This window comes from Streptomyces sp. RG80 (genome assembly GCF_040446465.1).
Lineage (GTDB): Bacteria > Actinomycetota > Actinomycetes > Streptomycetales > Streptomycetaceae > Streptomyces.
In genome coordinates this window covers 110,585-125,855 of the sequence record NZ_JBEAAJ010000002.1, presented here as the reverse complement: position 1 = coordinate 125,855, position 15,271 = coordinate 110,585, and the positions used below count along the sequence as shown (strand labels likewise).

General features: G+C 71.4%; 14 protein-coding genes and 1 pseudogene. 9 read left to right on the top strand and 6 right to left on the bottom strand.

Going from position 1 to position 15,271, the window contains the following annotated elements; genetic code table 11:
* Positions 1-105: 105 nt before the first annotated feature.
* Complete coding sequence (locus ABKA17_RS06450) at positions 106-1,296, top strand: cytochrome P450 (RefSeq protein ID WP_353690886.1); 1,191 nt, start codon at positions 106-108, stop codon at positions 1,294-1,296.
* A 79-nt stretch (positions 1,297-1,375) separates the two neighbouring features.
* Here ABKA17_RS06450 and otr(A) read toward each other — a convergent pair.
* Positions 1,376-3,239 (bottom strand): annotated as a pseudogene (gene otr(A) / locus ABKA17_RS06445) (tetracycline resistance ribosomal protection protein Otr(A)).
* Positions 3,240-3,435: 196 nt separating this feature from the next.
* On the opposite strand from otr(A), the gene ABKA17_RS06440 reads away from it, so the two are divergent.
* Positions 3,436-4,389 (top strand): ribose-phosphate diphosphokinase, encoded by a 954-nt coding sequence (locus ABKA17_RS06440; RefSeq protein WP_353690885.1) that lies wholly within the window; start codon positions 3,436-3,438, stop codon positions 4,387-4,389.
* Between the two features lie 56 nt (positions 4,390-4,445).
* Positions 4,446-5,639: an elongation factor Tu gene (gene tuf / locus ABKA17_RS06435; protein ID WP_353690884.1), complete on the top strand. Its 1,194-nt coding sequence runs from the start codon at positions 4,446-4,448 to the stop codon at positions 5,637-5,639.
* A gap of 21 nt (positions 5,640-5,660) precedes the next feature.
* Here the strand turns inward: tuf and ABKA17_RS06430 are convergent, their stop codons facing one another.
* Both ABKA17_RS06430 and ABKA17_RS06425 read right to left on the bottom strand, forming a co-directional pair.
* Positions 5,661-6,041, bottom strand: coding sequence for an anti-sigma factor antagonist (locus ABKA17_RS06430; RefSeq protein ID WP_353690883.1), 381 nt, complete (start codon positions 6,039-6,041; stop codon positions 5,661-5,663).
* A 207-nt stretch (positions 6,042-6,248) separates the two neighbouring features.
* Positions 6,249-6,686, bottom strand: a complete 438-nt coding sequence (locus tag ABKA17_RS06425) for a MarR family winged helix-turn-helix transcriptional regulator (RefSeq protein WP_353690882.1) — start codon at positions 6,684-6,686, stop codon at positions 6,249-6,251.
* Between the two features lie 103 nt (positions 6,687-6,789).
* Between ABKA17_RS06425 and ABKA17_RS06420 the strand changes: the two genes are divergently transcribed.
* Entirely contained in the window at positions 6,790-8,244 is a 1,455-nt protein-coding gene (locus tag ABKA17_RS06420) for an aldehyde dehydrogenase family protein (RefSeq protein ID WP_353690881.1), read from the top strand.
* A gap of 55 nt (positions 8,245-8,299) precedes the next feature.
* Complete coding sequence (locus tag ABKA17_RS06415; RefSeq protein WP_353690880.1) at positions 8,300-9,406, top strand: NAD(P)-dependent alcohol dehydrogenase; 1,107 nt, start codon at positions 8,300-8,302, stop codon at positions 9,404-9,406.
* Between the two features lie 6 nt (positions 9,407-9,412).
* Here the strand turns inward: ABKA17_RS06415 and ABKA17_RS06410 are convergent, their stop codons facing one another.
* The gene (locus ABKA17_RS06410; RefSeq protein WP_353690879.1) at positions 9,413-10,363 is read right to left on the bottom strand and encodes an NADP-dependent oxidoreductase; all 951 of its coding nucleotides are present in this window, start codon (positions 10,361-10,363) and stop codon (positions 9,413-9,415) included.
* A gap of 71 nt (positions 10,364-10,434) precedes the next feature.
* Here ABKA17_RS06410 and ABKA17_RS06405 point away from each other — a divergent pair, with 71 nt between their 5' ends.
* Positions 10,435-11,394, top strand: a complete 960-nt coding sequence (locus ABKA17_RS06405; protein WP_353690878.1) for a GlxA family transcriptional regulator — start codon at positions 10,435-10,437, stop codon at positions 11,392-11,394.
* Between the two features lie 66 nt (positions 11,395-11,460).
* The gene (locus tag ABKA17_RS06400) at positions 11,461-12,318 is read left to right on the top strand and encodes a hypothetical protein (protein ID WP_353690877.1); all 858 of its coding nucleotides are present in this window, start codon (positions 11,461-11,463) and stop codon (positions 12,316-12,318) included.
* A gap of 18 nt (positions 12,319-12,336) precedes the next feature.
* Here ABKA17_RS06400 and ABKA17_RS06395 read toward each other — a convergent pair whose 3' ends face one another.
* Positions 12,337-12,900, bottom strand: coding sequence for a TetR/AcrR family transcriptional regulator (locus ABKA17_RS06395; RefSeq protein WP_353690876.1), 564 nt, complete (start codon positions 12,898-12,900; stop codon positions 12,337-12,339).
* Positions 12,897-13,259 carry a DUF1304 domain-containing protein gene (locus ABKA17_RS06390; protein ID WP_353690875.1) on the bottom strand — a complete coding sequence of 121 codons (363 nt, stop codon included), beginning with the start codon at positions 13,257-13,259 and terminating at the stop codon, positions 12,897-12,899. Before ABKA17_RS06390 ends, ABKA17_RS06395 begins: the two co-directional genes overlap by 4 nt.
* Positions 13,260-13,343: 84 nt before the next feature.
* Between ABKA17_RS06390 and ABKA17_RS06385 the strand changes: the two genes are divergently transcribed.
* Both ABKA17_RS06385 and ABKA17_RS06380 read left to right on the top strand, forming a co-directional pair.
* Positions 13,344-13,820, top strand: coding sequence for a GNAT family N-acetyltransferase (locus tag ABKA17_RS06385; RefSeq protein ID WP_353690874.1), 477 nt, complete (start codon positions 13,344-13,346; stop codon positions 13,818-13,820).
* Between the two features lie 143 nt (positions 13,821-13,963).
* Entirely contained in the window at positions 13,964-15,202 is a 1,239-nt protein-coding gene (locus tag ABKA17_RS06380) for a glycosyltransferase (RefSeq protein ID WP_353690873.1), read from the top strand.
* Positions 15,203-15,271: the final 69 nt, after the last annotated feature.

The window sequence follows — 15,271 nt, the reverse complement described above, 5'->3', positions numbered from 1 at the left end:
AAACCCTTGTCAGACCGCAGTGTTGGCCGATTGCGACCGCTGACGGGGGCACGGACGGCGCACTAGCGTGGAAACCCTCGAGAACCGGCGCTTCTGGAGACCCGGATGAGTCCAGACAGCACATCCCGGCCGCTGTGCCCCATGCACCGCATCAGCCTCCCCGAGCACGGCCCGCCCACGCTCGGCACCCTCGCGACCGGCACCCCGGTGTGGCTCGTGACCCGGTACGCGGAGGTCCGCCAGGTACTCATGGACCCGCGGTTCGACCGGAGTTCGCTGCATGCTCCGAACGCCCCGCCGCTGCTCGTCGTACCGAACCTGCTGGACGACCCCAACGGCCTGCTCAACCAGGACGGCCCCGCCCATCAGCTGCTGCGCGGCACCGTGCAGCGGGCGTTCACCCCGCGGGCCGTCGCCCGCTGGCGGCCCTGGGTCGGCTCGGTGGTCGCCGCGCTGCTGGACGACTTCGCCGCGCGGCCGCGACCGGCCGACATCGTCGAGGGGTTCACCCGGCCGCTGCCCGTGTCGGTGATCTGCCGGCTGATGGGGCTCGACCATGTCGACCGTGAGCGGATCCGGCACTGGGCCGACCACGCCTTGTCCGGCGGTGCGCACACGGCCGATGAGGTGGTCGAGGCGATGACGGAGTTCGGCATGTTCGCCGCCGGGCTGATCGCCGAGCGGCGCAAGGAGCCCGGGGACGACCTGGTGAGCGGCCTGGTGGCGGCCGGCGACGAACTGGGTATCGACGAACGGCGGTTGATCACCCTGGTCTGCGGACTGGTCGTGGCCGGCCACGAGACCACCATGTCCTCGCTCGGCAACGCCGTCGTCTACCTCCTCACCGACGGCCGGGACGGCTGGCCGCTGCTCGCCCGCGACGAGGAGTCGGCGGCGGTCGCGGCCGAGCAGCTGCTGCGCACCGTCCCGCTGAGCGAGGGGAGGGTGCTGCCCGGTCTGATCCGGCGGGCCGTCGAGGACGTCGAGGTCGGCGGGGTGCTGATCCCCGCGGGCAGTGTGGTCGCCCTCCAGACCAACGCCGCGGGCCGCGACCCCGACGTCTTCCCGCCGGGCCCGCCCGACCTGTCCGCACCCCTGACCGCGCCGAGCATCACCTTCGGCGCCGGACCCCACCACTGCCTCGGCGCCTGGCTTGCCCGGTTGGAGCTCGAACTCGGCCTGCACCAGCTCGCCACCCGTTTCCCGGAGCTGCGGGCCGAGTTCACGCCGGAGACGATCGAGTGGCGGGTGGGACAGATGACCCGCAGCCCGCTGCATCTGCCGGTGTCCTGGTGACACCTCCAAGCGAAGGTCTCCAAGGAAAGGCCTCCAAGGGAAGGTCTCCAAGGAAAGGCCCGCCGGGTGCCAACGCGCCCTACGGCGACCGCAGTTCGCGGTCACCGGAGGGGCGCGACCACCACACCCCCTCCCCGTGTGTCAGCCCCGGCAGCCGCAGCTCGGCCTCGCGCACCCGCCGGGCCGCGAGCTCACCGGCGATCACCCACGCCGTGCTCCCGCCGGTCGTACCGGTGAACTCGGCGCCCAGCGCGGCGAGATGCGCGGTGACCGGGGCCAGCGCGTCCAGGGGGACCTCCGACTCGAACGCGTGGTACGGCTCGTACAGCCGGGTTCCCGCCCGCTGAAGGGCCCGGCGCAGTACGACCGGAGTGAGTCCGCGGAAGTCCGCGGCCGTGCTGAGCGGCGCCACGAACCCGGACCGGACCAGCGTGACCCGGTAGTCCGTGACGGCCGCGCCGCACAGCCCCGTCCGCATGCTCGCGTGGACCGTCTCCTCGATCGCCTGGTGGAACGCCCGGGGGAGCGCGCCGAGTTCGGTCTCGTACGTGAACACCCCGCCGGAGCCACGCTCTCCCGGCTCGACCCGCAGCCCGATCGTCGCCCAGTACCGGGTGCGGTCGTGCCACGGATTCTCGGCGGACGCCTCACCGACCCCGCGCGGACGTTCCAGGAACCGGACCCGCCCGGGCTCGAACTCCGCCTCGACACCGAAGTCCTGGGCCAGCGTCGCCGCGAGGACCTCCATCTGGACCTCGCCGTACAGGAGCAGCGCGGTGGTGCCGGTGGCGGTGGGGCGGGCGTGGATGAGCGGGTCCTGGTCGGCGAGGGCGAGGAGCGCCGCGCGCAGCTGGGCCGCCCTGCTCCGGGCGCCGGGCGCTGACCTCGGTCTCCAGGGTCGGAGGCGCGAACTGCGGTGACCGGTCGGTGAGTTCGCCCAGTCGGTCGCCGACGCGGATGCCCGGGACGCCGTTGAGCGCCGCGATGTTCCCGGCGGTGAGCGGACCGGCGGCGCCGCCGATCACATCGAGGCGCGTCACCCGGCCAAAGACCTCGCGGGTCCGGCCGTCGGCCTCGCGCCGCCGGAACGTGAGCCTTTGACGTTCCGTCACCTCACCGTCGTACAGGCGGAGATATGCCGTGCGCTCGCCGCCGGGTCCGGGGCGGACGGCGAAGACCGTGCCGCGCGGGGTGGTGGCCCCGGTGGTCGGTGCGGGCGGGATCAGGCGGATGACGCCCTCGACGAGTTCGGACACGCCCTGGCCGCCGAGGGCCGAGCCGAACCAGACGGGGTGGAAGGCACCATCGGCGGTGTGGCCGGCCAGGGACTTGTTCAGGTCGTCGGGGGTGGGGGCGGGGCCGTCGACGACGGCCGAGAGGATGTCCAGGTCCAGGTCGGCGAGGGATTCGGCCAGTTCGTCGCCGTAGGGCAGCGGTGTCACGCGGGCGGCGGGCGTGCCGATTCCCCGGACCGACATGAGCGGTGCGACATGGGGTGTCAGCCTGCGTCGGATCTCGTCGAGGAGGCCTTCGGCGCGGGCGCCCGCCCGGTCGACCTTGTTGACGAAGACGAGCGTGGGCAGCCGCAGCCGGCGCAGGGTGCGCATGAGGACCCGGGTCTGCGCCTGGACGCCCTCGACGGCCGACAGCACCAGGACCGCGCCGTCCAGGACCTCCAGGGCGCGCTCGACCTCGGCGATGAAGTCGGAGTGCCCGGGGGTGTCGATGAGGTTGATCCGGGTGTCGCCGACGGTGAACGAGGCGACCGCGGAGCGGATGGTGATACCGCGCTGCCGCTCGATCGCGCCGTCGTCCGTTCGGGTGTCACCGCCGTCGACACTGCCGAGCCGGTCGATCGCGCCGTGGTCGAACAGCAGCCGCTTGGTGAGGCTGGTCTTACCGGCGTCGACGTGGGCCAGAATTCCGATGTTCAGGGTGTGCATACGGGGTCGCGTCCTCGAGAACCGTGGGCCTGTGGAAGGGCTGGGGGATTCCGAGGGGACGGCGCATGCGGGTGATCCTGACGTGAGGTAAACGGACGCCGCCATGATGGCGGGTGCCGGGTGCGGGGCCGCAACCGAATTTCGCGGTCAGTAGCATGAGGCCGCAGCCCCGAGATGATCATCCGAGGAGCGGATCGTGCGAGACATCGCCGTGTTCAGCGGTAGTGCCCACCCCGAGCTGGCGGCGGAGGTCTGCGCGCATCTCGGCGTGCCTCTCAGCCCGACCCGGGTCAGCCGGTTCGCCAACGACTGTCTGGAGGTGCAGCTTCAGGCCAACTGCCGGGAACGGGACGTCTTCCTGATCCAGCCGCTGGTCAAGCCCGTCCAGGAGCACCTCGTCGAACTGCTGCTGATGTGCGACGCCGCCCGCGGGGCGTCCGCGCGGCGGATCAGCGTCGTCATGCCGCACTATTCCTACGCGCGCTCCGACAAGAAGGACGCGCCCCGCATCTCGCTCGGCGGACGGCTCGTCGCCGATCTGATGGTGTCGGCCGGCGCCAGTCGCGTGCTCGCCATGACGTTGCACTCGCCGCAGGTGCACGGCTTCTTCTCGGTGCCGGTCGACCATCTGCACGCGCTGCGCGAACTCGCCGCGCACTTCCGGCAGTACGACCTCTCGCGGACCACGGTCGTCTCCCCGGACCTCGGCAACGCCAAGGAGGCCGCCGCGTTCGCCCGGCTCATCGGCGCCCAGGTGGCCGCCGGTGCCAAGCAGCGCTACGCCGACGACCGGGTCAGCATCAGCGATGTCATCGGCGAGGTCACCGACCGCGATGTCATCGTGCTGGACGACGAGATCGCCAAGGGCAGCACTGTCCTCGAACTCCTGGACCGGCTCAGGGAGTTGAAGCCGCGCTCGATCCGGGTCGCCTGTACGCACGGACTGTTCGCGGCGGGCGCGCTCAAGCGGATCGGGGAGCAGCCCGACGTCCTGGAGATCGTCTGCACCAACACCGTGCCGGTGCCCGAGGCGGAGCGCACGGACAAGTTGCGGATCCTGTCCATCGCCCCGGCGCTGGCCGAGGCGGTGCGTCGTATTCACAACGGTGAGTCCGTCAGTGCCCTGTTCGACGCGCCGCGGAGCGAATAGACATGGAGGGGTAGCCGGGCGACGTCCGGCATCACCCAGGTGACCTGGAGGCCCCCGTGGCGAAGGCGAAGTTCGAGCGGACCAAACCGCATGTGAACATCGGAACCATCGGCCACATCGATCACGGCAAGACCACGCTCACCGCGGCCATCACGAAGGTGCTGCACGACAGGTATCCCGAGCTGAACCCGTTCACGCCCTTCGACCAGATCGACAAGGCGCCCGAGGAACGGCAGCGCGGCATCACCATCTCGATCGCGCATGTCGAGTACCAGACCGAGCACCGGCACTACGCGCACGTCGACTGCCCGGGGCACGCCGACTACATCAAGAACATGATCACCGGCGCGGCCCAGATGGACGGCGCGATCCTCGTCGTCGCGGCCACCGACGGGCCGATGCCGCAGACCAAGGAGCACGTCCTGCTCGCCCGGCAGGTCGGCGTGCCGTACATCGTGGTCGCCCTCAACAAGACCGACATGGTGGACGACGAGGAGATCCTGGAACTCGTCGAGCTGGAGGTGCGCGAGCTGCTCAGCGAGTACGAGTTCCCCGGCGACGAGGTGCCCGTGATCCAGGTGTCCGCGCTGAAGGCCCTGGAGGGCGACGAGCAGTGGACCCGGTCGGTGCTGGAGCTGCTCGACGCGGTGGACACGGCGGTGCCGGAGCCGCAGCGTGACGTGGACAAGCCGTTCCTGATGCCGATCGAGGACGTCTTCACGATCACCGGCCGCGGGACCGTCGTCACCGGCCGGATCGAGCGCGGGGTGCTGCACGTCAACAAGGAGGTCGAGATCATCGGCATCCACGAGCAGAAGACGAAGACCACCGTCACCGGCATCGAGATGTTCCGCAAGCTGCTCGACGAGGGCCGGGCCGGGGAGAACGTGGGGCTGCTGCTGCGCGGCATCAAGCGGGAGGACGTCGAGCGCGGCCAGGTCGTGATCCAGCCGGGCACGGTCACCCCGCACAAGGAGTTCGAGGCCCGGGCGTACATCCTGTCCAAGAACGAGGGCGGCCGGCACACGCCGTTCTTCGACAACTACCGCCCGCAGTTCTACTTCCGCACGACCGATGTCACCGGCGTGGTGACGCTGCCCAAGGGCACCGAGATGGTCATGCCGGGCGACAACACGACGATGCTCGTGCAGCTGATCCAGCCCATCGCCATGGAGGAGGGGCTGAAGTTCGCCATCCGTGAGGGCGGGCGGACCGTGGGCGCCGGGCAGGTCACCAGGATCGTCAGGTAGCCGCGCTCACCCCGCAGGGCCTCACAGCGAGCCGGACGTGGCCTCGGACTGTCCCAGGGCCGCGTCCAGCGTGGCGTGCGCGGGCAGCAGCCGGGTCAGGCCGGTGACCCGCATGATGCGCAGGGTCAGGGGGTGGACACAGACCAGGTGTAACTGCCCGTCGTGATCGAGCACACGGCTGCGGGCCCGGTACAGCAGACGCAGACCGGAGCAGTCGAAGAACTCGACCTCGCGCAGGTCGATCACGATCCGGGTGCCGGGATGCCCGGTCACCCGGTCCAGATACGGGACGATCTCCAGCGCCGCCACGATGTCGATCTCGCCGCGGAACTCCAGCACCGTGTGTCCCCGGTCCTGGTGGATGCGCAGATGCCGACTGAGCGGTGCAGGTTCCTGCTCCACGACGACATCGCCTCCCACCAGCTCCTCATGCGACGGCTTCGCAGTTCACCGGGGGCTGGGGTGACGTCGTGCGGCGAGCGTAACGAGCGCAGCCGTGTCCCCGGGGCCCGAGCGAGCGCAAAAGCTTTCCCCGCACTGCAAGTTACCCTCGATGGAGTGAATTTGAGCATGTTCGATTGACATATGTCTCTGAATTGCGACCCGACTTCAGGACAGGGCGTGCCAGGCCCGGGACAGCGCCTGGCGGAACTGCTCGGTCTGGTGGGCCGTGAGATCCCGGACCATCCGCTCCTCGAGCTCGCGGACCGGTTCCTCGCACTGCGCGAGCAGCTCGCGGCCGGTGTCGGTCAGCAGGATCAGCAGCTCCCGGCGGTTGCGCGGATTGCGCTCCCGGCGCACCAGGCCGCGGTTCTCCAGTGACCGTACGAGGTCGGCGATGGACTGGGCGGTGACGAAGGAGTCGCGGGCGAGCTGCGCCGCCGAGAGTCCGTCGTGCCGCTCCAGGACGGTCAGCGCCGTGTACTGCAACGCGGTGATCCCGGACGGTCTGACCAGCTCGTCCAGGTGGGAACGGACCACGAGTTCCACTTGTTTGACCATGTAGAGCAGTGACGGGGGCGCCTTGGTCGCCTGGGTGTCGAGCATGAGTTCAGCCTAGAGCATTGACAGGAATCCTGTCTGTAAAGAGACTGCGGACCAACAGGAATCCTGTTTGTTGAAATCTTGGCGATGGAGCTGAGGAGTGGCGATGACCACCTTCGAGATCGAACCCGGACGGCTGTTCATCGGGGGGCAGTGGCGCGAGGCCGCCGACGGAGCGCGCACCGAGGTAGTCGACCCGTCCCGGGGCGCGGTCCTCACCACGGTCGCCGAGGCGGGCGCCGCCGACGTGGACGCGGCCGTGCGCGCCGCGCGGGAGGCCTTCGACGAGGGCTCCTGGTCCGGCATGAGCGGCCGGGAGCGCGGCCGGGTCCTGCAGCGCGTGGCGGACCTGATCCGCGAGAACGCCGAGGAACTGGCCCGGCTGGAGAGCCTCGACGTCGGCAAGCCGATCACGCTGGCGCACGCCGTGGACGTGACCAACGCGGCCAACGACTACGAGCACTTCGCCGCCCTCGCCCACTCCCTGCACGGCGCGAACCGCGACACCCCCATGAACGCCCTCGCCTACACCCGGCGCGAGCCGCTCGGCGTGGTCGCGGCGATCACGCCCTTCAACTTCCCGCTGATCCTCGCCGGCTCGAAGATCGCCCCGGCGCTCGCGGCGGGCAACACGGTCGTGCACAAGCCGGCCGACGAGACCCCGCTCAGCGCGCTCTACATGGCCAAGCTCTTCCAGCAGGCGGGCGTGCCCGACGGCGTGGTCAACGTCGTCACCGGCGCGGGCCCCATCGCCGGCGAGGCGCTGCTGCGGCACAACGGCGTCGACAAGATCGCCTTCACCGGCTCCACCGCGGTCGGCCGGCACGCCGCGAGCGTCGCCGGCGAGGCTCTCAAACCGGTCACCATGGAGCTGGGCGGCAACGCGGCCCACGTCGTCTTCGAGGACGCCGACCTGGAGAAGGCCGTCGGCTCGATCATCAAGGCCTTCGTCTTCAACTCCGGCCAGTTCTGCATGGGCGGCCCGCGACTGCTGGTGGCCCGCTCGGTCTACGCCACCCTGCTGGGCATCCTGGAGCAGGCCGTGCCCGGCGTGCCGATCGGGGACCCGCGGCAGCCCGAGACCGTCATCGGACCGATGGCGGGGGAGAAGCACCTCAAGAAGGTCGAGGAGTACGTCGAGCTGGCCCGCAAGGAGGGCGGCCGCATCGTCTGCGGCGGCGAACGTCACGACCTCGACGGCGGCTACTACTACAGGCCCACGGTCATCGCCGACCTGCCGAACGACTCCCGGGTGATCCAGGAGGAGATCTTCGGCCCGGTCCTCACCGTGCAGCCCTTCGACTCCGAGGAGGAGGCGATCCGGCTCGCCAACTCCACGCCGTACGGCCTGGCTTCGGGCATCCAGACGACCAACCTGGCCCGCGCGCACCGCATCGCCGACAAGCTCCAGGCGGGCATCGTCTGGGTCAACGACTGGGCGATGCTCGACCCCGCGGTGCCCTTCGGCGGTGTGAAGGACTCCGGGTTCGGCCGTGAGTACGGTCCCGAGGCGCTCGCCTCCTACACCAGGACCAAGTCCGTCGTCGTCTCGCTCGACTGACCGCGCCGAACCTCAGCTCGACTGAACGCGCTTGAAATCCAAGGGAGTTACCGCGATGCCCATCTCCACCCGCGCCGCCGTCGTCGAGTCCGGCGGAGCACCGTTCACCCTCGCCGACGTCCAGCTGGACGAGCCCGGTGCGCACGAGGCCGTGGTCCGCATGGTGGCCACCGGTCTGTGCCACACGGACCTCGGCGTGGCGAGCGGCGGACTGCCCTTCCCGCTGCCCGGTGTCCTCGGCCACGAAGGCGCCGGGGTCGTCGAGGCCGTCGGATCGGCCGTCACCGGGGTCGCCCCGGGCGACCACGTCGTGCTGTCGTTCACGTCCTGCGGCGAGTGCGGCAACTGCAACGGCGGGCACCCCGCGTACTGCGCGACCTGGCTGCCGCTGAACCTCATCGGCGGCCGCCGGGCCGACGGCAGCAGCACCATCAGCCGCGGCGGCGAGGCGCTCGGCGGCCACTTCTTCGGCCAGTCCTCCTTCGCCGAGCGGGCCCTGGTCGACGAGCGCAGCCTCGTCAAGGTCGACCCCGACGTCCCGCTGGCGTCCCTCGCCCCGCTGGGCTGCGGTGTCCAGACCGGTGTCGGCGCCGTGTGGAACGTACTGAAGCCCGGCACGGGCAGCACGGTCGTCGTCCTCGGTGCCGGAGCGGTCGGCCTGTCCGCGGTGATGGCCGCCGCCCTCACCCCGGCCACGACGATCGTCGCAGTCGACCGGGTCGGCGAACGGCTGTCCCTGGCAAGGGAGTTGGGCGCCACCCACACGGTGGACGCGGGTGCGGAGGACCTCGGGGAGGCCCTCGCCGCGATCACCGGCGGCCGGGGCGCGGACGGCGTCGTGGAGACCACCGGCAACGTCACCGTGCTGCGCAAGGGCGTGGACGCGCTCGGCGCCCGCGGCACCCTCGTCGTCGTCGGCGCCCCGCCGTTCGGCACCGAGGTCTCCCTCGACGTCAACGGACTGCTCGGCGGCAAGCGGATCGTCGGTCTCACCCTCGGCGACGCCGAGACGCAGAGCTTCATCCCCGCCCTGGTCGACCTGGTGAAGTCGGGCCGGCTGCCGCTGCACCGCCTGGTCAGCACCTATCCGTTCGCGGACATCGACCAGGCGGTGACGGACATGGGCGCCGGCAAGGCGATCAAACCCGTGCTGACGTTCTGAGGCCGGTCAGTCCATCGTCAGGACCAGCTTCCCCGTGGTCCGACCGGTGTCGCCGAGGGCATGTGCCTCGGCGGCATCGGCGAGCGGGAAGGTGCCGGCGATCGCGGGGCGCAGCTTCCCCGCCTCCACCAGCTCCGCGATCGCCTTCATCCCGCTGTGCGAGGCGTCCACCAGCATGCGCAGCGCCCGCACGCCGAGCCGCTCGGCCTCCTCGAAGAACTCCGGGGACCCGACCGGCAGGATCGAGACCACCAGCCCGCCGGGTCGCAGCACCCGCAGCGAGCGCACGGACGTGTCACCGCCGAGGGTGTCCAGCACGACATCCACGTCCTTGACGGCCTCGGCGAAGTCCGTCTCCCGGTAGTCGATCGCCTCGTCCACGCCGAGTCCGCGCAGGAACTCGTGCTTGCCCGCGCTCGCCGTGCCGATCACATACGCGCCCCTCGCCTTGGCGATCTGCACGGCCACGTGCCCGACGCCGCCGGCCGCGGCATGCACCAGCACCCGCTGTCCCGGCCGTACGTCGGCGTACTCGACCAGCGCCTGCCAGGCGGTCAGCGAGACCAGTGGCAGCGCGCCCGCCGCCGCGTGGTCGATAGAGGCCGGCTTGTGCGCGAACGTACGCGCCGGGGCCGTCACGTACTCCGCGTGCGAACCGTGGCCGTACGGGTACGACAGCATGCCGAAGACCTCGTCGCCGGGCTGGAAGCGGGCGACTCCGATACCGACGGCCTCGACCACGCCCGAGACGTCCCAGCCCAGGACGAAGGGCGGCTCGCCGAGGAAGCCGCCGGTGGCGCGGTGCTTCCAGTCGGTGGGGTTCACTCCGGCGGCCCGTACCCGGACCAGTACCTCGTTCGCGCGCGGCTGCGGCCGCTCCGCCTCGGTTTCCTTCAGGACCTCGGGACCACCGAGAACGTCCTGGCTGATGGCTCGCATCGTCTTCACAGTGCTCATGGTGATCCAGCGTGCCCGGACCCGCCCTCCCGGGAAATGGCATGATTGCCAACCTTCGATAGAATCGTGCCATGAGTGCGCAGCGGCGGGTCGAACGAGTCGTGGTCCTGGCCCTGGAGGGCGTCTACCCCTTCGAGCTGGGCATCCCCAGCCGGATCTTCGGCGCGGCCGACGGCCACTACGAGGTGCTGACGTGCAGCGTCGACGGACGGCCGGTGCCCAGCAACGCGGACTTCACGATCGGGGTCGAGCACGGCCCGGAAGTTCTGGCCACGGCCGACACCGTGGTGGTCGCCTCCATGGCCGCGGCCCACATCCCCACCGAGCTGTCCGCCGAGGTCGCCGCCGCCCTCGCGCTGATCCGCCCGGACGCCCGCATCGTGTCGATCTGCACCGCCGCCTTCGTCCTCGCCGCGGCGGGCCTGCTCGACGGCCGCCGGGCCACCACGCACTGGCAGGTGACCGAGGCGTTCCAGCGTCTGCATCCGGACGTCGACGTGGACCCGGACGTCCTGTTCGTCGAGGACGGCCGCATCCTCACCTCGGCCGGCGCGGCCTCCGGCGTGGACGTGTGTCTGCACATCGTCCGCACCGACCACGGAAGCGAGTTGGCCAACGCGGTGGCCCGCCGCTGCGTCGTGCCGCCCTTCCGCGACGGCGGCCAGGCCCAGTACATCGAGCATCCGGTCCCGGAACAGGGCGCCGCGAGCACGGCGGCGACCCGCGCCTGGGCCCTGGAGCGCCTCGGCGACCCGCTGGCCCTGGCCGACCTCGCCGGCCACGCCCGGATGAGCCTGCGCACCTTCGCCCGCCGCTTCCACGACGAGGTGGGCCTGAGCCCCGGCCGCTGGCTGATCCAGCAGCGCGTGGCCCGCGCCCGGCACCTGCTGGAGTCCAGCGACCTGTCGGTGGACCAGATCGCCGGCGAGGTCGGCTTCGCCACCGGCGCCTCGCTGCGCCAGCATCTGCACGCCGCGATCGGGGTGTCGCCGCAGGCCTACCGGCGGACCTTCCAGACGGCCGCGCGCTGAACCGAACGTTTCCCGGCCCTGCCACGTCTGAGGATCAGGACAGCGGCTGGTGAACAGGGGTGGGGGATGCGCGGAGGCCTGGTGGCGCTGACGGCGCTGGTCGCGGTGGCGGCCGTGGGATGCGGGACCGAGAGCGGGAAGGACACGGTCGTCGGGGGCGCGGCACCCGCCACGCCCTACAGCGGACCGCTGTACATCCCCGGCAAGGACTGGGACGAGGAGAAGGACGACCGGTCCGAGCTCATCGACACGGGCGCCGCGGCCCGCGCCCTGGAGTGCGACTGGGAGATCTCCACGGCCGGCGGCAGCGAACCCTGGAGCAAGGGCGACGGTGGGCAGACACCGGAGGAAGGGCTGGAGACGTACTTCGAGATCGAGCAGCCCGACGTCCCGAAGGACGGCTACCGCGTGGAACGGAAGGAGGGCGGCCGTGTCCTGTACTCCTACGACGTCGACGGCCGGACCAAGGTGGCCGTGATCGTCGCCAAGGACCGCAAGAACCGGCCCGGTTGGGGCCCGGAGACCAGCGCCTCCTGCGACCCCGCCGAGTTTCCGGCGAGCTTCACCGACTCCAAGGAGTACGAGGTCTGGACCGACCGGAACGGCAGGCGGGTGCCGCTCACGGTCATCAGCAGCTCGGTCGGCGCCGCCCACTGCGACTGGCAGGAGGCGCACTTCCTGGCCACGGGCGAGTACCGGGACAGAGTGCTGTACGCCCGCGACCCGAAGGGAGTGCTCGGCGACGACATGCTCAAGACCCCCTACGACGGGGACGTCCCCCTGCCCGCCGACGCCGAGGACACCGGGTACCGGCTGCGGGACTGGCGGTTGTGGCTCACGGACGACAAGGAGACGGCGTACGTCCGCACTCCCGACGGTGTGGAGGCCTGGCCGCGGGTCAAGGACGGCATGGCCTGCGCCTGAACCCCGAGAGCCTGCCTTTCAGCGGCTGGCGTGCAGGGCGACCAGCAACTGCCAGACCTGGTCGGCGATGTCGGCGGGAGTGCCCGCCAGCAGTCCGTGCAGCCAGTCGGCCAGTACTCCGGCGAACGTGGCGGCGACTGCCGACGCGACCAATGGAGCGTCGGCGGCGCCCGCGAGTTCGCGTTCCCGCAGGCTGTAGGCGCGCAGGTCCCGGTGCAGGACCCGGCCCAGCGGGCCGCCCCCGCCCGGGGCGAGCAGGGCCCGGTACAGCGCCGCGTGCGGGGCGAGCGAGGCGAAGAACGTCGGCAGCGCGGGCGGCGCGTGCACCGGGTCGGGCCGGCCGCGCCAGGCGTGCAGCGCCTCCACGGCCTCGCGTACGACGTCGGCGCAGGCGTCGACCGCGAGCGCCTCCAGGCCGTCGTAGTGGACGTAGAACGTGGCCCGTCCGACCCCCGCCCGCCGGACCAGCGCGGCCACGCCGACCTCCGCGAGCGGGCGTTCGGCGCACTCCGCGAGGAGGGCCTCGCGCAGCTTCGCGCGCGTGCGGGCGGCGCGGGGGTCCTCCGGTGCGGCGGGGGTCACCGGGCCAGCAGGACCGCGCCCAGGGCCAGCGCGCCGGGCAGGGCCTGGGCTGCGAGGATGCGGATGTTGGCGGTGACCGCGCCGTACACACCGGCGACGATCACGCAGGACAGGAAGAACACCTGGGCGCGGAAGCCCGTCGGGTCGGCGGCGATCAGACCCCAGACCAGGCCCGCCGCGAGGAAGCCGTTGTAGAGCCCCTGGTTGGCGGCCATCGCCGCGGTGGCCTTGGCCATGTCCCGGTCGAAGCCGTGGAAGGACATCCCCGGCTTCTTCTGCCACAGGAACATCTCCATCACCAGGATGTACGCGTGCAGCACGGCCACCAGGGCCACCAGCACGTTCGCTACCGCTTCCATGATCTCCCTCAGGTTTCTTGGACAGGCGTCCACTATAGCTGGACAGGTGTCCATGATGTCAGCGGCCCGCGTTAGCCTTCGGACATGACTGATCAGGACGTGATCGTGCGGCGGGCCCGCACCGAGGACATACCGGGACTCGTCGCCTCCAGCGCCGGACTCTTCGCGGAGGACGGCGGCACCCGGGACACGACCATCAACGTCGACTGGCCGCACGAGCACGGGGCGGCGTCGTTCGCGGCCGCGCTGGAGGACCCGACGCGCCTGGTGCTCGTCGTGGACCGCGAGACACGGGTGGTGGGACACCTGATGGGCTCGGTGACCGAGGCCACGGACAGGCGACTGGTCAAGTCGGCCACCCTGATCAGCATGTACGTCCGCCCCGAACACCGGCGCGCCCGTGCCGGGGCCGCGCTCGTGGGGGAGTTCCTCGCCTGGGCCCGAAGGGAGGGCGCCGAGGAGGCCGAGGTGACCGCCTACACGGCCAACGCCGACGCGATCCGCTTCTACGAACGGGGCGGGTTCACACCGCAGTTGGTGACGCTGCGGCAGACGCTCTGACCAAAAAAGAAAGGGCAAGAGGAGTAGTCACTCCCTTGCCATATTCAATGTATAGCGCACTGGGGGGCTTGCGGCAAGGCCCCGGTCGTGACGCAGAATCTCCGACCTGAGCAGGAAACTTCGGAGAAACGGGGAGTCGCGAAGTGCGTGTTCTGTTGTCGACGTACGGGTCGCGCGGGGATGTCCAGCCGATGGCGGCGCTCGCCGTGCGGCTGCGGGAACTCGGCGCCCAAGTACGGGTCTGCGCGCCGGCCGACGAGGAGTTCGCGAAGCTGCTCGCCGGCGTCGGCGTGGAGCTGGTACCGGCCGCCGACCCGGTGCGCACCGTGGTGACGGGGGCGGCGTCGCCGGCGCCGACGACCCTGGCCCAGCGCGCGGCCGCGATGCTCGCCGCGCAGTACGAGGCGGTCGCCGCCGCGGCCGAGGGATGCGACGCGGTGGTGGCGACCGGCCTGCTCCCGGCCGCGGCGGGCGCGCGAGTGGTCGCGGAGCAGATGGGCGTCCCCTACGCCTTCGTGGCCTTCTTCCCGTCCTACCTGCCCTCGCCGTACCTCCCGCCGCTCACCCGGCCGGGCCAGACGTTCCCGCCGGAGGTGACCGACATCCGAGCGCTGCACGACCTGGACGCCCGCTTCATGAACGAGGCGTTCGGCACCGGCCTCAACGCCCACCGGGCCTCGCTCGGCCTGCCGCCGGTGGACGACTTCCGGGACTACGTCCTCACCGGCCGGCCGCTGCTGGCGGCCGACCCGGTCCTGGCGCCGTGGCGGGAGCCGGCCGACCTCGACGTGGTGCAGACGGGCGCCTGGATCCTGCCCGACGAGCGCCCGCTGCCGCAGGAGCTGACCGCGTTCCTCGACGCCGGCGAACCGCCGGTCTACGTCGGCTTCGGCAGCATGCCCATGGGCGGGACGGACGTCGCCCGGATCGCCGTGGAGGCGGTGCGCGCGCAGGGCCGCCGCGTCCTCGTCGGGCGCGGCTGGGCCGACCTGGCCCTGATCGACGACCACGACGACTGCCTCGCCGTCGGCGAGGTCAACCACCAGGCACTCTTCGGCCGCCTCGCCGCCGTCGTCCACCACGGCGGCGCGGGCACCACGACGACCGCCGCCCGGGCCGGCGTGCCCCAGGTGCTGGTGCCCCAGATGGCGGACCAGCCGTACTGGGCCGGGCGGGTGTCCGAACTCGGCATCGGCGCGGCACACGACGGCCCGACCCCGACCCTCGACGCCCTGTCGGCCGCGCTCGGCACGGCCCTCGCCCCCGAGACCCGCGAAAGAGCACGGGCCGTCGCCGACACCGTCCGCACGGACGGGGCGACGGCGGCCGCGAAGCTCCTTGTTGACACCATGGGCACGGAAGGGCCGACCGTGTCCGCCTGAACCAGGCGTGATCGCCGACCCGGCACCCACGCCCTCGCCGCGAGCCATGGCCGCACCCGACCTCATATC